The sequence below is a fragment of the Rhodococcus sp. 077-4 genome (genome assembly GCF_047782425.1).
GTDB lineage: Bacteria > Actinomycetota > Actinomycetes > Mycobacteriales > Mycobacteriaceae > Rhodococcoides.
Window position 1 is genome coordinate 70,741 of record NZ_JAJPWC010000002.1, and the last position, 19,463, is coordinate 90,203.

Consider the following 19,463-nt stretch of genomic DNA (forward strand, 5'->3'; position numbering starts at 1 on the left):
AGGCACGTATGGCACGAAGTGGAGAGTGAATGATGGCACGGCGCGGCAGGTCCGGGACCAGTCCAGGTGGACGTGATCCCCGACCCCGTGGCCGTTCCTCCTCTTCGAGCCGGTCCAAGGCCGGGGGCGTCTCTCGCGACGAGAACGCCTCCGGCCGGCAGGCCACCCCACCGGAACCCTCCGAGCAGGTGCGCGACGCGGTGGTCGGTGGCAAGGCCGCTCCTCGGCGCGTGGGTGTTCGTCGGCCCAAGATGCCCGAGCGGACGTTCTTCGGACTGTCCACCGGCCGAGCCGTCATTCTCGGTGTCGTGGTGTGCGCGCTGGCGTTGACGCTGGCGGTACCGCTTCGCACCTACTTCTCGCAGCGCAGTGAGCTCGAGTCGGTCTTGGCCGAGCGGGCGGCGCTGGAGAACGACGTGAAAGCGCTCCAAACCCAGAAATCCCAGCTCGACGAACCCGCTCGTATTGCGGCCGATGCTCGCGAACGCCTGCGTTTCGTCATGCCGGGGGAGACGCCGTATCAGGTGCAGCTGCCCGGCGATTACTCGCCGAGTTCCGAGGACCGCGCAGTGGACACCACGCCCAAGGGGCCGTGGTACACCGAACTGTGGAACACCGCGGTCCAGCCGCAGGGACCGAACGAGCCCCCGGAGCCGAAGTCCGCACCGATGCCCCTCGTACAGCCAGAACCCGCACCGGCCCCGCCGCCGGTGCCAGCACCAGAAGGAGGACCGGTCGGGTGAATTCCTCGGCAGTCTCGCAGGAAGATCTCGATGCGGTCGCATTGCAGCTCGGACGTGAACCGCGTGGCGTACTCGAGATCGCGTACCGATCTCCGGACGGCAGGCCGGGTGTGGTGAAAACCGCCCCGAAGCTGCCCGACGGCACGCCTTTTCCCACCCTGTTCTATTTGACGGATCCGCGGCTGACGGCCGAGGCCAGTCGCCAGGAATCGGCCGGAGTGATGCGGGAGATGACCGAGCGTCTGGGTACCGATCCCGAATTGGCTGCGGCCTACCTGCGCGCCCATCAGTCGTATCTGGCCGAGCGTGACGAGATCGAATCTCTCGGAACGGATTTCACCGGCGGCGGTATGCCCGATCGCGTCAAGTGCTTGCACGTGCTCATCGCGCATTCGTTGGCCAAGGGCCCGGGCGTCAACCCGCTGGGTGACGAGTCGGTGGCACTCGCTGCCGAGAACTCGTTGCGCGGCAAGGCTATTCCGGCCGACTGGCCCACCATCGAAGAACTACGTGCGGAGAAACAATGACCAGGGTTGCAGCAATCGATTGCGGCACCAACTCGATCCGCCTGCTCGTCGCCGACAACAACGGTAAGTCGCTCGCCGACGTCGCACGTGAGATGCGGGTGGTGCGGCTCGGGCAAGGCGTCGACGCGACCGGAGCATTCGTGCCCGAGGCGATCGAACGCACCCGAGTGGCATTGGTGGAGTACGCGGAGATCATCCGCAAGACCGGGGCCACGGCGGTGCGCATGGTCGCGACGTCAGCCACACGTGACGCGTCGAATCGGGAGGACTTCTTCTCGATGGTGCGCGAGGTTCTCGGCAAAGTCATCCCCGGTGCCGAGGCCGAGGTGATCACCGGTGACGAAGAGGCGCGGTTGTCCTTCGCCGGTGCGGTCGGTGAACTCGACGCTGCCGCAGGACCTTTCGTCGTCGTCGATCTCGGTGGCGGCTCCACCGAACTGGTGCTCGGAGACGCCAAAGGTGTGAAGTCCGCGTTCTCGGCGAACATCGGCTGTGTGCGACTGACCGAGCGCTTCTTGCACAGCGACCCGCCCACCGCAGACGAAATCAACGGTGCACGTGAGTATGCCCGCGAGAAGTTGGCGGAGGCGTTCGAGGAAGTGTCGATCGGCGACGCGTCGAGCTGGGTGGGAGTGGCAGGCACGATGACCACCATCGCCGCCATCGCCAAGGAACTCCCTGAGTACGACGCCGACGCCGTGCACCTCTCCCGTGTGCCGTTCGATCAGCTTTTCGAGGTCTGTGAGCGACTCATCGGTATGACCCACACGCAGCGAAGTGCACTGGGCCCCATGCACCCCGGGCGGGTCGACGTCATCGGCGGCGGTGCGATTGTGTGCAGCGTGTTGGCCGAGGAATTCGAGCGACGCGGTGCCGTGAGCTCCTTGACGGTCAGTGAGCACGACATCCTCGACGGCATCGCGATGTCGATCAAGATCTGATCTGCAATTCTGCAGATGTGCTCTGCAGTGATGTAGGTTGCATCGCTGCATGTTTCGGTGAAGCCTGGTAGGAGCTGTGGCCCACGTCACGGCTTTCTTCGAGGTGAGGATCATCGATGACGTCAACCGCCGAACAGGCTCCGGCCGAGCGTGGGCTTGCGCGTGTAGCGCAGGCGCTCGCCAGGGGAACCGAGAAGTGGTTCCCCGACGCGTACATCTTCGCCCTCGTCGGTGTGGTGGTCGTGGCTGTTGCTGCCTTCGCCAACGGGTCGTCTCCGCAAAACGTCGTCGACGCGTTCGGAAACGGGTTCTGGGATCTGACCGCGTTCACCCTGCAAATGGCGATGGTAGTTCTCACCGGCTACGTCGTTGCCACATCGCCGCCGGTCGCGAAACTCATCACGCGGTTGGCGCAGGTGCCCAAGAGTTCCAGCAGCGCAGTCAGTTTCGTTGCGCTGCTGTCCTGCTCGGTGTCGTTCCTCAACTGGGGACTGAGTTTGGTGTTCGCGGGTTTGTTGGCGCGTGCGATCGCTCGGCGTACGGATGTGAAAGTGGACTACCGGGCATTGGGTGCTGCTGCGTTCATGGGACTCGGAGCTGTCTGGGCGTTGGGAATGTCGTCCTCGGCGGCGCAGTTGCAGGCCACAGCCAGTTCGCTGCCGCCCGCGCTGTTGTCCATCACCGGTGTATTGGACTTCGGGACAACAATTTTCACCTGGCAATCGCTGCTGATGTGCGTGATCATCATCGTGTTGACTGTCGTCATCGCGCACGTGTCCGCTCCGAAGGGTGCCGCGATCAAGACTGCTGCAGACATGCAAGTAGATCTCGACGACACCGTCGCCGAGCCTGCACCGCGAACCAGGCCGGGGGAGTGGCTAGAGTACAGTCGCATTCTTCCGCTCTTCGCCGGCGCAATGACTCTGGGATGGCTTGTCTCCCAACTGTTGACGCTGCCGGTGCTCTCGGTGGTCAGCAGTCTCAACGGCTACCTCTGGGTGTTCCTCATGCTCGGACTCGTGCTGCACGGCACCCCGCGGCGCTTCCTCGATTCGGTCAGCAAAGCGGTTCCCGCGACCGCAGGCATCTTGGTGCAGTTCCCGCTCTATGCCGCGATGGCGGCCATGCTGACGAAGGCGGAGGGTAGGGGAGGCGTCACGATCTCCGAGCATCTGGCGACCTTCTTCACCGAGATCGGGTCCGGTGGAGGCTTCGCGGTGGTCATCGCGGTGTATACGGTCGTACTCGGCCTCTTCGTTCCCTCCGGCGGCGGCAAGTGGCTCGTCGAAGCGCCGTACGTGATGCAATCTGCGACGGACGTGCAGATGAACCTCGGCTGGACCGTCCAGATCTACAACGTGGCCGAGGCGCTGCCGAACCTGATCAATCCGTTCTTCATGCTCCCGTTGCTGGCAGTGCTGGGTCTGCGAGCACGAGATTTGATCGGATTCACTTTCCTGCAGTTCATCTTTCACTTCCCGGTGGTCCTGCTGCTCGTGTGGCTCCTCGGCATGACCTTCGACTTCGTGCCGCCGGTCATTCCGGCCCAATAGCTGCCCGATATGATCGTCACCGCTGGAGTGCACCTCCGGCGGTGGCCCCTATAGCCCAATTGGCAGAGGCAGCGGACTTAAAATCCGTCAAGTGTCGGTTCGAGTCCGACTGGGGGCACGTAAGTCCACATGGACCCGAAAACTTAGTCCAAATAACAAGTTTCGACGGTCCCGTGAACTATAGTGTACTGTGGCGGATCTCAATGCACTTGTGAGGCAGCGGATCTGAAGTCCGTTGAGTCGTTGACACGTCGTTTCGGTCATCCCAGATCTCGCTGCAGGTCAAAGCGTATTTGCGGACTGGAGACTGCCGTTGGCGAGAGCTCGATGACACGAGGCTGACACAACTCGGTACGAACTATTGCTGGAGCGGGTACCTAGTCCGCATCAACGGCACAGCAGCGGACCTCGGGGCATTTTGTCGCGTGCCGCGTCGCCCGGGCCGTGGGAGACGGACGCATCATTCTGTGCCGGGCGAAAGTGTGCTTACGAGTACCAGCGAGGTACGGGCCAAGGTGGTGGATTCTCGACTCCGTCCCATCGACACCGAGGCGTCGCCGCCTTGAGAAGTAGTTGGAGAGCCGCGGTGTCATCGAGCCTTGCAATTAACTCCTGGTCGAGCTCGCAATAATTGCGTGGAGGCACCTCGAACTTCGTTGCCAAGTCATCTCCGGGCCGCTCGAAGGTCATGCGGTGCGCAGCCGCCACAACCTCACGATTCACACTCTGAGTCTCGCGCTCGTCGAGGACATACTCGCCACGTGCTTGCCCCGGCTCAATGAACATGACCAGCAGTCGGTTGGGTCCGAGCGGATAGAACACTACTGAGCTTAGCGCTACGCCAGCGGACAGGCGTCGCGGGAAGTTGCCGCCCGCTACCAAGACGACAGGATCGTCACACGAGATGATCGGTCCCGTCGTGTCGAACACAACCCACTCCCGGCGGAACAACGCGCCCGCGGACACGTTTCGTACATCTGCGAACATGAGATTCAAGGCTTCTCGCTTGGGATCGGCCTCCGTCCTGTCCACCATTGCTTGAAACTCGGCGTCGGATACGTTCGGCATCACCCGGCGGTAGAACTCACGTTTCGCTGCTATGGGACCGCTTATCAGGCACATCTTGAGTTCTCGGCTATTGGGTGTCCTAGCAATTTGGAGAGCCAGAAATACCGAAAGGTCTCGCTTTAGTTCCCGGTCATCGATTACGCCGGGGACGTGTGTGTCGAGTTTCGATAGGTGTTGAGCGGTTTCATGTTCGATCCGTGACAGGTGGGTTTCGATCCATCGCAGCGGCGTTCCCATCGCGCTTCCAACTGGAGGCAAGCTGTAGAAGTTGGTGCTTTTCGCGACACCTTTTGGTGGTTGCGGACGAAGAATCAACGAGCCGTCGACCAGTGCCGGTTGCACCAGGCCCCCCACGGCCCATCTCTTTAAATAGAACTGTGGAACGTAGTGGTGTTCCTTGGATTTTTCCAGTTCACCGAGCTGGCGAGACTCCTCGACGAACTGGTCCGAAAGCCACCGATGATCGAACCGCAGTGCCGACAGCAGCGTGTTGATCACTAACCCCTCCTGACGTTGCTCCCATGGTCTCGCTCCTACAGGATTGTCGCATCCGTCCATGGTGCAGGGTGGGAGGTGTCGAAAGTTTCTAGCCGCACAGACATTCGAAATACGCAGAACTTTGCCTCTGGCTCGGCTCGCCAGTCATTTCCCTGCTTATGAACAGGCGGGGTTCACGAAGGCGCGCGGCTGGTTTGTCGCCCCCGCCGGGTATCTTCTTAGCGTGTCCGAGTTCCGCGATCTCCTCGCATCTCTTGCTGTTCAATCTGGATTGCGTGGAAGGCAGTTCGAACACATCTGTCGCTGGTTCCTGATGAACGATCCGCAGTACCGGGCCACGTTTCGCACAGTGTGGCTCTGGGACGAATGGCCGGACCGGTGGGGTGCGGATGCCGGAATCGACATCGTCGCAGAAGATGTCGAAGGGCGACTCTGGGCAATCCAGGCGAAGGCATACGGAAGTCAGTACGCGGTCACGAAGGCTGACGTGGACACTTTTCTTTCCGAGTCCGCGCGTGCATTGTTTTCCTACCGGCTTCTCGTTGCGACTACGGACAAGCTCAGCCCGACCGCCCGTCGAACCATCACCGCTCAGGAGAAGCCCATCGGGATGGTGATGTTGAGCGATCTTTTCACCGCCGACGTCGACTGGCCCGCCTCCCCAACGCAACTAGATCCATCACCTCCACGTAGTCCGTACACGCCGCACCCCTATCAAGAGGAAGCTATCGAGGCGGTCGTCTGCGGCTTCGAAGCCAGCGATCGTGGTCAGCTGATCATGGCGTGCGGGACGGGAAAGACGATCACCGCGCAGTTCATCAGCGATCGACTGAACTGCGAATCCACCTTGGTGCTCGTTCCGTCGCTTTCTTTGCTGAAACAGACGATGCGCGTGTGGAAGCATCAGTTGGGTCCAGACGTATCAGTCCTGCCGGTGTGTTCGGATGAATCAGTTTCTCGTGACCTTGACACCCCGGTCGAGTCTGTCAGTGAGCTTGGACTTCCGGTTACCAGCGACCCTGCCGAGATCGCCGGGTTTCTCCGAGATCGTCGTGGCCCTCGCGTGGTGTTCGGTACATACCAGTCGTCTCCACAGATCGCTAAGGCCATGGCCTTAGCTGACGTTCCGGAGTTCGATCTGGTGGTCGCCGACGAAGCGCACCGCTGCACCGGTCGACGGGCATCCACATTTACGACGGTGTTGGACTGCAGTCGGATAAGGGCTAGGCGGCGGCTGTACATGACAGCTACACCAAGGTACTTCACCGGAAGAGTCCTCAAAGCCGCGAGCGAGGTCGACTTCGAAGTGGCATCGATGGACGACGAGGAGCTGTTCGGCAAGGTCTTTCACAGACTCGGCTTCGGTGAGGCGATTAAAAGAGACCTCCTGACGGACTACCAAGTTGTGGTCGTCGGGGTCGATGACGCGACGTACCGCAGCTATGCGAAGAGAGGGGTAGTAGTCACTAGAAAGGGCGAGATGGTCACTGACGCTCGCACTCTGGCTGGACAGATCGGACTGGCCAAGGCGATGCGTCAGTACGACCTCAGCCGTCTGATCAGCTTTCACTCCAGAGTTGCGCGCGCCCGAGACTTCGCTGCCGAGATGTCGGCGGTCATCGACTGGATGCCAGACGACCAGCGCCCCACCGGCAACCTGTGGTCGAAGCACGCTTCAGGTGCCATGTCGGCGGGCGAACGTCACGTACTGCTGCAACGGCTAGGTAGTGTCACCGGCGATGAGCGTGGCTTGCTTGCGAATGCTCGGTGCCTCGCCGAGGGCGTGGATGTCCCGACTCTCGACGGCGTCGCCTTCATAGATCCGAGAAGTTCCGAGGTCGACATCATCCAGGCCGTCGGACGTGCAATCCGCCACGCCGACAACAAAATACTCGGAACTATCGTGCTTCCTGTTTTCGTCGATTCGAACGTCGATCCAGATGTCGCCCTTGACGATTCCGCTTTCAAGCCGGTATGGGCGGTCCTTCAAGCGCTGCGGGCACACGACACTGAGCTAGCCGTGCAGATCGATGCCCTCCGCCGCGAAATGGGTCGCCGCGGTGGACAGCCGAGACTGCCGGACAAGATCCACCTCGATGTACCTGTCCAGGTTGGGGACGATTTCGTCCGAGCATTCGACGCCCGCCTCGTGGAGCAGGTGAGCCAGCCGTGGGAATTCTGGTTCGGTCTACTGCAGCGATACGTCGACCAGAACGGGGATGCGCGTGTGCTGCAAACGCACAGCATCGATGGCTTCCGTCTCGGGACCTGGGTCACAATACAACGCAGCCGCAGATCGAAGGACCAACTGAGCGCAGAGCATCGAGAGCTCTTGGAAAGGCTGCCGGGATGGAGTTGGGATACGAAGGCGGATCAATGGGAGGCAGGATTCCGGCATCTCAAGGCATATGTGGCTGAGCACGGGACTTCTGCAGTCCGTGACGACTTTGTGTGCGATGACGACTACCGGCTCGGCAAGTGGGTTGGCAAGCAACGAAGCAAGTGGAAGGCATTGCCGGCCGATCGCAAGCAGCGACTGCACACTCTGCCCGGCTGGACCCTGGACGCTCGGACGACCCTGTGGGACGAATCCTTCGCGACTCTGTCGGCCTACGTCGAGCAAAATGGTCACGCGAATCCGCCACGAGGGCTGGTGCTTAACGACATCGACCTGGAGTCCTGGGTGCGGCGCCAGCGGCGTACGTGGAAGCAGCTGACAGACGACAGACGCGAACGACTCGAAGCGCTGGCCGGTTGGACGCTGAACGCAGTCGAACAGAAATGGGATTCCGGCTATAAGCATCTCGTCCAACACGTCGAGGAGTTCGGCATCGCAGCGGTGAAACAGTCGTACAGCTCGAGTGACGGATACGCACTTGGAACGTGGGTGAGTGTCCAGCGGTCCAATTGGGACAACATGACCGAAGGTCGGCGGGAAAGGCTTGCGAGATTGCCAGGGTGGACGCTGGACGCACGGGGCGACTGGTGGGATCACTGGATAGGGCACCTCGAGAAGTACGTGGCGAAGCACGGTGACTGCCGCGTCCCGATGTCATATGTCACCGAGGATGGGGACAAACTTGGAGGCTGGGTGAGTAACTTGAGAACAATCTGGGATTCGCTCAGTGACGAGCGGAGACGACAGATTCAGCAGTTCCCCGGCTGGACGCTCGATACCCGGGCCTCGGCGTGGGAGGAGGGCTACCGCCAGCTGACAAGCTACGTAGCGGAAAACGGTCACGCGAGAGTTCCGCAGGCGTATTCGAACGGTGATGGTGTACGGCTTGGGTCGTGGGTTGCGAACCAAAAGACTAAATGGCTGTCGTTGACCGACGAGCGTCGGTCTCGGTTGCAGCAGCTCCCAGGATGGGCGCTGAACGTCGCCGAGGCTCAGTGGAATGAGGGTTTTGAGAGGCTCTCTGCCTACGTCGAAGAGAACGGCGGCGCGGACGTGCGGGCTGATTGCATCTTTCAGGAGTTTCGACTCGGGCAATGGGTTACTGTCCAGCGGGCAAGATGGTCAAAGCTGGACAAGCGTCACCGCGATCGTCTCGAGGCGTTGCCCGGGTGGACAGCCTCAGCGCGGGACACGCGATGGGAAGAGGGTTACGAACATCTCCTGCGATTCGTCGACGAGTACGGGCATGCGTGTCCGCCGCAAAAGCACTTCGATGCAACAGGATTCAAGATTGGAAGCTGGGTCGCTATGCAGCGGCAGAGTTACGCCAAAGGGCGGATCGGGGGTGAACGCCGGAATAAGCTTTCCGTCCTGCCAGGCTGGAAGTGGAGCACACGAACCGCAAACACTGCGCCATCGAATCCAGCGCCAGAGGAACGCTTGTTCTAGTGTGAGCGCTGCGAAACTCAAGCCCACGAGAAGTGGCGCAACTCCATCCGTTCATTCTGGTGGACGACTAGACTGCGGAACCGTCCAATCATTTGAATGAACTCACTCAGTAACCACAGCGATCACTGTGTTCCATGATCAGATGATGCGATGAAGGAACAGCGGTTCGTAGGCAAGTGGTGGGTCCCGTCGAATGAGAACAGGCAGATCGGAGGCGTCCTCACGGTCGATGTCGACGGCCATTCCGAGTTGGAACTTGTTGATGAACTGATCGACGAAGACGACCCAGTCGCCATGGTGTACGGCGCTGCTCAAGGTCGGGATATCACTCTTCTCGACGTCATGTCCAAAGGCACGAGCCGTGTCTTTGCCCAGAACGTGTCGGCGGTGGAAAGGTCACAGCCCGGTGCTGTGATCGTCGGTTTCCACCTCGAAAGTCCAACACAGGAAGTGTTCGACCACATTGATGTGCAGATCTCGAATTTGACAACATGGGCCAGGGACACATCGATCGAGGAGACCACGACCTTTACTGAGCACGAAGACGGCATGACCATCGTCAGTGACGAAATCAAGATCACACCGCCGGAAGCCGTTTTTGCGCGCCTCGATGCCCATGAGGTCGACGTCGCGATGCGGCGTGTCGTCCGTCGTAGCGGCACAAAAGAGAGGGCATGGGCGCGATCTCTCGACATTCAGGAAGAGGTGACTCTGCGTATCTCCGCGAACTCTCCACGCTCATGGGACGGTTTCACGCCCACTCTGCTTGCATTTCGCGACTTGATCACCCTGGCTGTACAAAGCGGGTCTGTGATCGGCGCAAGGAAGCTGCTCATCGATATCGCAGACAGGCCAACCCCTTACGTCGTTGATCTTTACGTGAACGGTGGGGGAGAAGTCAGCGATGCTCGCCGACACAGGGATCTGTTATTCGATCTGCGCGACGTCGACTTCGAGACTGTAATCAACAGGTGGGTGGCTATCCGTACGCAGATCGGGCTGCCTCTAGACGTGCTACTCGGACTTGACTACATCAAGACCGGGTACTACGAGAACCGCCTTTTTAACGCGGCATCGGCCGGCGAAGGTTTTCACACCGGGCTGTACCCCGATTCCAAGCAGCTCACTACCGAGCAGCATGCCGCGATCAAGGCGAGGGTTGCAGAGGTATTCGAGGGCGATGATCTGACGTGGGTCAAGCAGCAGGTCAGTTGGAACCGATTGGGTCTGAAGGATCGCTATATGGAGCTGGCTGGGCATGCAGATCAGAAGGCTGTGACTGCTCTCCTGACCGATGCCGAAACGTGGGCGCGGTGGCTTAAGAACGCGCGAAATTCGATCGGGCATGTTGACACGGATGCCTTGGCGAAGGCGGTCCCAGACTCTGCGCGTTTTCTACTGACAGATATCACCAGGGCATTCCTGCATCTCGTTCTTTTGCAGGAGTTAGGTCTCGATCCCGAGCTTCAGCGTAGAGCTGTCGACAATCTCTACACGTTCCGGGCTGGACAGTTCAGAGAAGCAGTCGACAAAGACATAGCAAGCCGACCGTAAGGTGACCTCTAGGTCGATCGTGTGCGCTCTATCCTCGGCATCAAATACTCGGTTTAGGCAGCCTGGTTCGGTGACATATAAAAGCGTGCGACTATGGAAACCGTAATTCGCGATGCAGTCGATTTTGCTTCGCACGTTCAGGAGGGTGTAGGCAAGGTCAGGTGATCCTATGGACGTCTGTGCGACTTTCTCGATGACACGATAGTGACACAAGTCGGTACAGACCAGCATGAACTAGTGCGGACCTCGATGTACGAAAAGTTTTGTGAGACAACGAAAAGTGGATCCACCGGAGTCCATCTGAATGGAACCTTCCGGACTTAAAATCCGTCAAGTGTCGGTTCGAGTCCGACTGGGGGCACCGGAGTCCATATGGATCCGAGAATCTAGGGTAAGCAACGAGTTTCGGCGTGTTTCGTGGACTTCGGTGGTCTTTGATGGTTTTGAATGGACAGGTGGCGCAGCGGATTTAAAATCCACTGACGGGCCGGAACCTGCTCGATCGCTTTGTGGCGAGTATGTCCAGCTCAGGGCGGGTCTCAGCGTCCGAAATTAGACCGATATTCAAGGCTCACTGACACGAGGCTGACACATCTCGGTGCAAGCTGAGTCGTGGTGTGAGCGTTGATACACAAAGAGTTTGCGCACCAATGCAATTGCGATGCCCGGGGAGGGTGTGAGCGACAACGTTGTTGCTAAGACCTATAGCCAAATCGACAACCTAGCGAGACGCGGGGTCATGTATTCGATCGTGTCGAAGGGGATTGCTACTGCAGTGATGTCGGACGTAGTGAGTGGATCGAGGTGTCTGTGGTCCGCGTAGATGGAGGTTCAGCTGTACCCAGCTTCGATCTTGTCGTTGGTACAGGAAAGTACGGTCCGATCCCTGTCGGCTAGGCGAGAGACGGGAGCGGCGCTTGGTAGGCTACTGAACTTCTCCGACGGCATCATCGGTAAGGGCAGCGACACAATCGTGCTGCTCACTACCAACGAACAACTCGCGGAGCTGCACCCCGCCGTGACCCGGCCTGGTCGGTGTCTGGCACAGGTGGAGTTCACCAAGTTCACGCCATCCGAGGCAGCTGCACGGCTTGGTAGCGGGTACCTGCACCCCACGGAGGCCAAGACGCTGGCTGAGCTGTTGCAGATGAAGGGGATGACGCGGCAGATCAGTAATGGGATCAAGGGGGCTTCGGTGGGGGCGTATCTCTAATTGATCGGCAGGCACCTAATGCAGTGGCGTGGTTCGGTGGCCATTACTGTCACCCTTATTCTTCGACAGAAACGACTTCGCCCTCAATTATCCTTGGCTGCATTGCTACGACTTTCGGCTTCTTGCGCGCCGCGATCTTTTCGATTCGTCGTCCAACTTGCCGGTCAATTACTGGCATGGCCTTCTCGTTCCACAACACCTTGGCCTCGTGTGCCGCCTCTGCGCGTTTCGCCTCAAGGGCAGGTCGACCTTTCTCGTTCCACAGCTTCTTCGCGTGGGGCGTTGCCTCCACGACCAAAGTCTTGGCCGCATCCTTCACGATCTCACCAAGAATATCCGCGACTTCTCCCTTGATGAGGGCTGCTAGTCCAGGGTCGGGTGGCGGCTTCTGTCCCTTCGTGCCTGGCTTATCGACGGACTGCTTGGGTGTGCCGGGATCAGGCTTGTCCCCTGGGATGAAACTGGCGGCACCTTTAAGCTTGCCGTCACTGTCGTACAGGTTGTTGTGATGCCCGCCGTCCTTGCTTTTGCCAGGCGTCAGGTTGTCATCGTCCCACTTGAGCGAACCCCACATCTCACCCACACGACACCTCGTATGTGGGAACGGACAGCGTCGAGCGCGTCGCGAGCATGGTGTGGAAAGTCATCTGCTGGACTCTACTTGCGAGCACTGACCGAGTTGGTCATGTAGTTCCAAATTGCGGCGTCGAGCGCACCGGGGCTGAACCCCATCTCCGCAGCGGCAGCTTTCACGAGCGAACTAATTGAGTCGTAGTCCAAGCCGGTGACGCCGGCATCGGCCACTAACGCGGCTACGTGTTGATCTACGGCTACATGCTGGTTCGACCCGGTGAGGATGGCCATGTAGTCCAGTGTCTTAGGGCCGACGTGCTTCACGCGTCGAAGCACACCGCGAGTGGCCTGTTCCTGTACTAGATCGCTGAACGTCGTGGCCAGGTCAGCTACCGTCTAGACTCCAAGGCGACTGAGCGCCGTAGCCAGGTCGTGGATCTTCGTGAGTTTCGGGGAAGTCCGACGCCAGTTGAGGAACATTGCGAGATCGTTGGAGTGCAGCCGTCGCAGGAACCCGCTTAGCGTGTCGGCATCGGGCCATTCGTTGCGCACTTTGTTGGCACGCGGCCAGACGGTCAATTGGTACTTAGCGCGCGGTTGTAGCGCCGCATCTGTGATCAGTGCACCCATGTGGTCCCACTTACGCTCGGCCTCTTTGGGCTCGAGTCCGAGGTTCTTGATGTGTGCGATCACGCGAGCCACGCTGTCGGCGGTTGGGTCCATCCGTTGATGTTCACACATGCGCGGCGGGGCAGGTGGTGTTTGATGTACGAATGCAGGAGCGGGGCAACTCAGAACCAGGTAGACGGGCAGCTGCGGCTGCCAAAGACACGGCCTCTCGCGTCTTCGTGACTGAGGGTATGCGTAATGCGCGTGTGCACGATTCGTCCTGGTTGAGGAAGTACTTCCTCTCGATCAGTACTATGGTTCTACTCGTTGTCGCGGGAAGTGCACTAGCTGTATACGGGTGGTATCGCTACAAACTTGAGGCGAGCTACTGCTTTGACAGCATCGCTCAGGAATGTAGCGTGCAGTCCGTCAATGATAAGTGGACGGCAATTTCAGTCATCTACAGTTTGATCTGGGCCGCATTGCTTGTTAGCAACGCCCTAGTGACCACTTACCTGCACTTAGAACGTAAGACCCAGCGTGAAAACGCCAGTCAGTTCATACGACTGCTGCCTCACCTCTCGGAAGATGGCGAGACCTCGCAATCGGACGCCGACGCTACGAACCTCGAACTCGCGGCACTTTGGACTGAGAACCGCGAGAGGCTTGAAATCTATCACCAGCTCGTCACCGGTTTCGCACGTTCAACGCGGCTAACCACGATTATCACCATTGTCACCGGTTTCTTATTCATCGTTCTTATTGGCGTGATTGGTACACTTGCGAACGCAATCCCAGGTGCGATCACGTCCTCAAACGTAGCGGCGTCCGGTGCGATCCTTACTGGATTCATCGGTAAAGCAGTAATCTCGAACTCCGCCAGTTCGCAGCGTGAGCTTCTGGCGTTCTTCAACCATCCGATCGAAGTAGAGCGAGCACTCAGAGCCGAGAGACTGATCGATCAGATCGACGATCCCGAGAAGAAGGCTGCTGCGCAGGTCATCCTTCTCCAACACTTCGCAAGCTCACATACCCACAGCGACGTCGGAGGTTCTAGCACTACGAGCACATAGCCCCTCTATCCCCTGTGTAGGGGTTCCGACTGGTGCTCCTCCTTTACAATCATTTCAAGCGTAGGCCCCAAGCTTGCTCGGCTCGATTGGCTACGTTGCCCGGCATTAGTATCGCCACTCAATACGCTGTATTCACGTTCACTTGTCCAGCACTCAACAGGTCGCCGTTGTCAACGGGGTACGACAGAGCGGCAATTCTATGAGTGCTCGATAAGCACTTTGACACGTTCCTCTCCGAGCAAGGCGTTCTGGCTATTCAGGATCGAGTTTTCAGCAGCCGAGTTGTCCTTTCTGAAACAGAACGAAAGCAGGTCGTCACGGTACGGTCCGCTCCCGTCGGAACGAGTTTGTACACCGGCCCCTGGCCCATGTTCGACCCGGCATCTCTCGGACCAGAGAAGGAGGCTGAGTAGGTCTTGCTGTCCACTGGTACGGTCCCTGGATGCGCGTCTTCGTCCTCGCGAAACGGGCCTTTTCAGAGTGAAACTGTCTAGGAGCGCGCTGCCGCGAACAGGGGGCGAGATTTGCCAACACGCTTCGGTCGCGTCTGCGATACGGGCAGTCGAGCCTTGTTCTTTCTGGCAGTGTGCTGATGGGAAGAACACCCGTACTTGGATTCGCTCTAAGTGACTACTAACACCTCCTTTGTCGAAAGAATCGCAACTTAGTGTCGAATCTTTCGAAAGAGTACCCTGAGTGGTCAGCGAAGATATTCGACGATTGGGGACTCTAATGGCTCGCAGCGACACGCTCAGGTCGGAGATCGCGAAGCTGGAGGTCAAGAAGGCTGGTGCGCAAGGTGACATCGCGAAGGCGTCAAAGGACGCCGGCACCGCACGCGAGGCCGCCAGGAAGAAGCGCGATCAAGCGACCCGTTCGAAGTCTGAATCAACCATCAGGACCGCGCTGAAAGCGGCGGAACGCGAGGATAAGAAGGTCGCCGTTGCGGAGACGAAGATCGCGAAGGCGCGCAACGAACTCGGCAGCTCGGACAAAGCGATAGCGTCGAAAACCGCATCTCTCCGTACCGCAGAGGCGAACGAGAAGCGCACTGCAGACTCGGCCCAAAAACAGTCTCAAGCGCGTGACCGCCGCGAGGAACGGGATCACGCCCGCGAAGTCGGGCGATTGATGAACCCGTCGTCGACGACCCGCCTTGTGGAGGTCAGACCACCCGAACCCGACATACTTCGCGTTCTTTATCTGACCGCCAATCCGCAGTCGACGGAGACCACGGTCGTCGAACCCAACGGTGTCATCGAAATCAACGGAGCATGGTTACGCGTTGACCAGGAGGTCAGACAGGTCAAACAGGCTTTACGGGGAAGCAAATTTCGCGACCTCGTGCAGATCGACCACCTACCAGCCGCGACAGCGGGCGACTTGATTGACGGCCTAAACGACCACCGACCTCATATCGTGCATTTCTCCGGTCACGCAGATTCATCTGGGCTCTTTTTGGAGAACGATGCCGGCGACGAAGACGGGCATGAATTTTTGTTTACGCTCCTGGCCCGGACACTAGGTGCAACCGATGATCCGCCGCGCTTAGTCGTTTTGAATGCGTGCGACAGCCTCTCAGGGGCGGAAGATCTACTGCAAACGGTACCTGCAGTCATCGGGATGTCCGACTCCATTCTTGACACATCGGCAGCCATTTTCGCCGCCAGCTTCTACGCAGCGATCGCCTCCGCTCAATCCGTCTCTTCGGCCATCGAACAAGCGAAAGTCCGTATGGAAGTCGCTTCACTCGATGGTCTAGACGATTCGGACCTTCCAGAGCTTCGTACACGTCCGGACGTGGACCCCACAAACCTGGTGCTAGTTCAGTCCCCTCGATAACTGCTGTTTGCGTACTTTTGGCTTGGGTGGTGCAAGAGGAGGGCCGAAAGACGCCGCGTTCGGTGGCGACTGAGGGCTTCAAACTATTGCCATATCCGTGAGACAGGCACCGGAGTTCGTTGACACAGATGGTGACCTCATCGGACGCGCACAGAAGGTTGAGGTTTTCTCCAGATCGGACACCGGGTCCACGTAGATACGGGTCGCACCATCCGCATCCGAGTGGGTCCGATCGTCTGTTCCCGTTGACACGAGAGTGACACAAGTCGGTACGGATCGGCATGGATTGGTGTGTACATGCATGTACGAAAACTGTTGTGATGCAGATAGATTTGGATTCAATGGAGTCCACTAGAATCCATCCCTCCGGACTTAAAATCCGCACAGTGTCGGTTCGAGTCCGACTGGGGGCACCATTGTCCGTGTGGATCCATTATCGATTGCGGCACAGCGCATTTCGCCGGGCGTCGACGTACTGGGTGGACGCTCACGGATGTGCATGGACCTCATGAAGCAGCGGATTCTGCTCGCTGTCACAGAAATCGTGCGTTCGCTTGAGTTTCTGCTGCTCAGAGAGCTTCGTGGGAGCAGGCAACGCCTCGAGTGTCATGGTTCGGTGTCACAGATTGTCACAAGTCATCACAAACTGGACGCGTGCGGCATTAGTACGATCGGGCAGAAGGCTTTGCCGGTGACTCGGTCTGTCGCGCAATGTCAGCCAGAGTGTCATTCGAGTAGATGAAGGGGCCGCTGGCCGAAGTCGAAGGGCACCGGATTTGTCTGGATGGGTCGTTACAGTGCAGGAACTCGCAACGATCAGAACAGAGGTGTCACGGGTGGCGAAACGTCGAGGTTTTTTCGCGGAGATGCAGCACCAGAACCGGCTACGCGAGCAACGTGAGCGCCAGCAAGCACGGGCCCACGCGCAGGCGACTGCTCGAGCGGTGCGGTTGTCGGAGAAGGCGCGGCGCGATTGGGAGCGCGCGTGCGCCTCCGCTGACCGCGCGGCGAATCAAGCTTCGGCAGCGGCGGTCAAAGAACGCGCCCGCTTGCACGTGGAGGCACAACTGGCTGAGGTCGACGCGCGCAATGCCACCTTGGCCGAGATGTACGAGGCGATCGACGGCATCCTGGCGGCCACGCTGGACGTGGACGATTACGTCGACCTGAACGCTCTACGACAGAAGATCGAGCATCCGCCGTTCGATCGACCGGATCTGACTACACCGACAACCCCGCCTCTACTTCTACCGCTCCCACCGGAGCCGGTCTACGTCGAACCGGCGGCACCCGAGGGTCTCGGCTCCCTATTGGGGGGTCGGAAACGCCATGTCGCAGCTGTGGAACAAGCGCAGGCGATGTACTGGCAGCAGCGACAGGGGTGGGAACAGGCTGTCGCTCAACGCAATCACGCCCAGGAAGCCAACGAGCGCGCGCACGGTGCGGCCGAAGCGAGTCGGTTGCGGGCCCTCTCTATCGCTCAGTCCGGGTACGAGGCGGAGTGTGCTGAACGCCGCAAACAGGTGATGCAGGCGAATGTCGCATTGGAACGGCTGATGGTTGGGCTGCAGGAGGGTGAGCCGAGTGCGCTCGAAGAGTATGTCTCCATCGTGCTCGGGAATTCGGTGTATCCGGAGTGTTTCGAGGTCCAATACGACTTCTCTTTTCACGGCTCGGATCGAGAACTCGAACTGACGGTTTCGGTTCCCCCGCCCTCGGTTTTGCCAACCGAGAAGTCGTTCAAGTACACCAAGGCGACGGACACGATCACCAGCACGCCGCTACCGCTGAAGGCGCGCAAGGATCGATATGCCACCGCAGTGGCCGAGGTCGCGGTCCGCACCGCCCACGAAATTTTCGAGGCTGACCGTAACGGTGTGGTCAGCACGTTGGCGATGACAGTCGGGGTCGACACCGTGGACCCGGCCACTGGCCATCCCACTCGGATCCCACTGGTTGAACTGGCGACGGACCGAGCTGTCTTCGAGCGGCTCAATCTATCCGGCGTTCAGGCGGCCGCGACGCTCGAGCACTTGAGTGCCGGTGTATCGAAGAATCCCCACGACCTCGTACCCGTGGGCAACACACGGGGAGTTCGCGGGTGAGCACCTATCAGGAAGAACCTCTCTGCGATCAAACGTGCAGGCCACGATGACAGGCCCAGACGACACTATCCGGGCTCTACGAACCACCCTGGTAGCCAAAGAGCGCGAGCTCAACAATCTGTTGGATCGACTCAAAGTGGTCGAGCAAGAACGCGACGAGGCACTATCGCAAGATGCTCGACGGGGCACTAGTGTGGCCTCGAATCCGGGGTCGGCGGCTGCCGGAGTGGTGGAGACCGACGACCGGATCGTGTTGCAGGAGGTGGGCATTTACACCTACCAGCACCCCCTGGAGAACGCCGAGCAGTTCCGAGAAAGGTTGGCCGCGGTTCGCGACGAGATCAAGGCTGCGATCGTCGGGGGAGATGCCATAGTCGCGTCGGACATGTTCAGCTTCAACAATTCTCTCGCCAAAGGCCGCAAGATGACTTCGGATCTGTCGAAGCTCATGCTGCGCGCCTATAACGCCGAGGCCGACATCTGTGTTCGTACCATCCGGGCCGGAAACCTTGCGACGGCCGTGAGCCGTCTGGAGAAGGCAGCTGCCACGATCGCCAAGCTCGGAGACATGATGCAGATGCATGTCGCCGAGACCTATCACAGGCTCCGGGTAGAAGAACTCGAGCTCACAGCCGATTACATGATGAAAGTCCAAGAAGAAAAACTCGCTCAACGCGAGGAGCGCGAACGACTCCGAGAGGAAAAGAAGGTCGAGCTGGAATTGGCCGCGCAGCGGGAGAAGCTCGACAAGGAACGAGCGCACTATCAGAACGTGCTCGACTCAATGGCTGGCCGCACCGATGAGGAGGCACAGCGTATTCGAGACAAATTGGGTGAACTCGATCAGGCCATCGAGCAGAACGACTATCGACGTGCCAATATTCGCGCCGGCTATGTGTACGTGATCAGCAACCGAGGCGCATTCGGCCCGGATGTGGTCAAGATTGGTATGACGCGGCGGCTCGAACCGATGGATCGGGTCCGTGAATTGGGGAGCGCCTCGGTACCGTTCCCATTCGATGTGCACGCGTTGTACTTCTCCGACGACGCCGTTGCATTGGAGGGAGCACTGCACGCGGCTTTCACGACTCGTCGGCTGAACCACGCGAACCTCAGGCGAGAATTCTTCTTCGCCGAACCCGGCCAAGTGCGAAAGGTGTTGGCTCAAAAAGTAGGGAACCTTTTGGAGTACACAGAGGAACCCGAAGCAACACAGTATTTTCAGAGTCGCGGTAGCTGGCCGACCAGCGTGCTGGCGCGGCCGGAGGCGTGATCAAGACCAAGGCAGGGGTCAACGAAAGCCGGGGCAGTCCCTTC

15 protein-coding genes and 2 tRNA genes are annotated in these 19,463 nt (G+C 59.3%); 13 read left to right on the forward strand and 4 right to left on the reverse strand.

Annotation, left to right across the window (positions count from 1 at the left end; translation table 11 throughout):
• The first annotated feature begins 29 nt into the window (after positions 1-29).
• From ACNEOT_RS09770 to ACNEOT_RS09790, 5 genes are all read left to right on the forward strand, one after another.
• Positions 30-743: an FtsB family cell division protein gene (locus ACNEOT_RS09770; protein WP_415973792.1), complete on the forward strand. Its 714-nt coding sequence runs from the start codon at positions 30-32 to the stop codon at positions 741-743.
• Positions 740-1,270, forward strand: a complete 531-nt coding sequence (locus ACNEOT_RS09775; RefSeq protein WP_415973793.1) for a DUF501 domain-containing protein — start codon at positions 740-742, stop codon at positions 1,268-1,270. The genes ACNEOT_RS09770 and ACNEOT_RS09775 overlap by 4 nt, the downstream gene beginning before the upstream one ends.
• The gene (locus ACNEOT_RS09780) at positions 1,267-2,211 is read left to right on the forward strand and encodes an exopolyphosphatase (RefSeq protein WP_415973794.1); all 945 of its coding nucleotides are present in this window, start codon (positions 1,267-1,269) and stop codon (positions 2,209-2,211) included. Before ACNEOT_RS09775 ends, ACNEOT_RS09780 begins: the two co-directional genes overlap by 4 nt.
• 116 nt (positions 2,212-2,327) lie before the next feature.
• Positions 2,328-3,764, forward strand: coding sequence for a short-chain fatty acid transporter (locus ACNEOT_RS09785; protein WP_415973795.1), 1,437 nt, complete (start codon positions 2,328-2,330; stop codon positions 3,762-3,764).
• Positions 3,765-3,808: 44 nt separating this feature from the next.
• Positions 3,809-3,882 (forward strand) — tRNA-Leu (locus tag ACNEOT_RS09790).
• Between the two features lie 368 nt (positions 3,883-4,250).
• Here the strand turns inward: ACNEOT_RS09790 and ACNEOT_RS09795 are convergent.
• Entirely contained in the window at positions 4,251-5,330 is a 1,080-nt protein-coding gene (locus ACNEOT_RS09795) for a DUF4238 domain-containing protein (RefSeq protein ID WP_415973796.1), read from the reverse strand.
• 223 nt (positions 5,331-5,553) lie between these two features.
• On the opposite strand from ACNEOT_RS09795, the gene ACNEOT_RS09800 reads away from it, so the two are divergent.
• The 3 genes from ACNEOT_RS09800 to ACNEOT_RS09810 all read left to right on the forward strand — a co-directional run bounded on the left by ACNEOT_RS09800 (position 5,554) and on the right by ACNEOT_RS09810 (position 11,944).
• Positions 5,554-9,177 carry a Helicase associated domain protein gene (locus ACNEOT_RS09800; RefSeq protein ID WP_415973797.1) on the forward strand — a complete coding sequence of 1,208 codons (3,624 nt, stop codon included), beginning with the start codon at positions 5,554-5,556 and terminating at the stop codon, positions 9,175-9,177.
• Between the two features lie 150 nt (positions 9,178-9,327).
• Complete coding sequence (locus ACNEOT_RS09805) at positions 9,328-10,731, forward strand: HEPN domain-containing protein (RefSeq protein WP_415973798.1); 1,404 nt, start codon at positions 9,328-9,330, stop codon at positions 10,729-10,731.
• An 823-nt stretch (positions 10,732-11,554) separates the two neighbouring features.
• Positions 11,555-11,944: a hypothetical protein gene (locus tag ACNEOT_RS09810; RefSeq protein ID WP_415973799.1), complete on the forward strand. Its 390-nt coding sequence runs from the start codon at positions 11,555-11,557 to the stop codon at positions 11,942-11,944.
• 55 nt (positions 11,945-11,999) lie between these two features.
• On the opposite strand, the gene ACNEOT_RS09815 is transcribed toward ACNEOT_RS09810, so the two are convergent.
• From ACNEOT_RS09815 to ACNEOT_RS09825, 3 genes are all read right to left on the reverse strand, one after another.
• On the reverse strand, positions 12,000-12,527 hold the full coding sequence (locus ACNEOT_RS09815) for a hypothetical protein (protein WP_415973800.1): 528 nt from the start codon (positions 12,525-12,527) through the stop codon (positions 12,000-12,002).
• A 74-nt stretch (positions 12,528-12,601) separates the two neighbouring features.
• Positions 12,602-12,808, reverse strand: coding sequence for a hypothetical protein (locus tag ACNEOT_RS09820; protein ID WP_415973801.1), 207 nt, complete (start codon positions 12,806-12,808; stop codon positions 12,602-12,604).
• A gap of 105 nt (positions 12,809-12,913) precedes the next feature.
• Complete coding sequence (locus ACNEOT_RS09825) at positions 12,914-13,210, reverse strand: hypothetical protein (protein WP_415973802.1); 297 nt, start codon at positions 13,208-13,210, stop codon at positions 12,914-12,916.
• A 335-nt stretch (positions 13,211-13,545) separates the two neighbouring features.
• On the opposite strand from ACNEOT_RS09825, the gene ACNEOT_RS09830 reads away from it, so the two are divergent.
• From ACNEOT_RS09830 to ACNEOT_RS09850, 5 genes are all read left to right on the forward strand, one after another.
• Complete coding sequence (locus tag ACNEOT_RS09830) at positions 13,546-14,199, forward strand: hypothetical protein (RefSeq protein WP_415973803.1); 654 nt, start codon at positions 13,546-13,548, stop codon at positions 14,197-14,199.
• 696 nt (positions 14,200-14,895) lie between these two features.
• Entirely contained in the window at positions 14,896-16,041 is a 1,146-nt protein-coding gene (locus ACNEOT_RS09835) for a CHAT domain-containing protein (RefSeq protein WP_415973805.1), read from the forward strand.
• Positions 16,042-16,367: 326 nt separating this feature from the next.
• A tRNA-Leu gene (locus ACNEOT_RS09840) sits at positions 16,368-16,457 on the forward strand.
• A gap of 450 nt (positions 16,458-16,907) precedes the next feature.
• Positions 16,908-18,146 (forward strand): hypothetical protein, encoded by a 1,239-nt coding sequence (locus ACNEOT_RS09845; RefSeq protein ID WP_415973806.1) that lies wholly within the window; start codon positions 16,908-16,910, stop codon positions 18,144-18,146.
• 229 nt (positions 18,147-18,375) lie between these two features.
• Positions 18,376-19,419, forward strand: coding sequence for a DUF4041 domain-containing protein (locus tag ACNEOT_RS09850; RefSeq protein ID WP_415973807.1), 1,044 nt, complete (start codon positions 18,376-18,378; stop codon positions 19,417-19,419).
• Positions 19,420-19,463: the final 44 nt, after the last annotated feature.

Excerpts from the sequence above, each read along its gene's own strand:
- ACNEOT_RS09845 (WP_415973806.1), top strand. The coding sequence starts at position 16,908 with ATGCAGCACCAGAACCGGCTACGCGAGCAACGTGAGCGCCAGCAAGCA.
- ACNEOT_RS09805 (WP_415973798.1), top strand. The coding sequence starts at position 9,328 with ATGAAGGAACAGCGGTTCGTAGGCAAGTGGTGGGTCCCGTCGAATGAG.
- ACNEOT_RS09820 (WP_415973801.1), bottom strand. The coding sequence starts at position 12,808 with ATGGCCATCCTCACCGGGTCGAACCAGCATGTAGCCGTAGATCAACAC.
- ACNEOT_RS09785 (WP_415973795.1), top strand. The coding sequence starts at position 2,328 with ATGACGTCAACCGCCGAACAGGCTCCGGCCGAGCGTGGGCTTGCGCGT.
- ACNEOT_RS09770 (WP_415973792.1), top strand. The coding sequence starts at position 30 with ATGATGGCACGGCGCGGCAGGTCCGGGACCAGTCCAGGTGGACGTGAT.
- ACNEOT_RS09810 (WP_415973799.1), top strand. The coding sequence starts at position 11,555 with ATGGAGGTTCAGCTGTACCCAGCTTCGATCTTGTCGTTGGTACAGGAA.
- ACNEOT_RS09780 (WP_415973794.1), top strand. The coding sequence starts at position 1,267 with ATGACCAGGGTTGCAGCAATCGATTGCGGCACCAACTCGATCCGCCTG.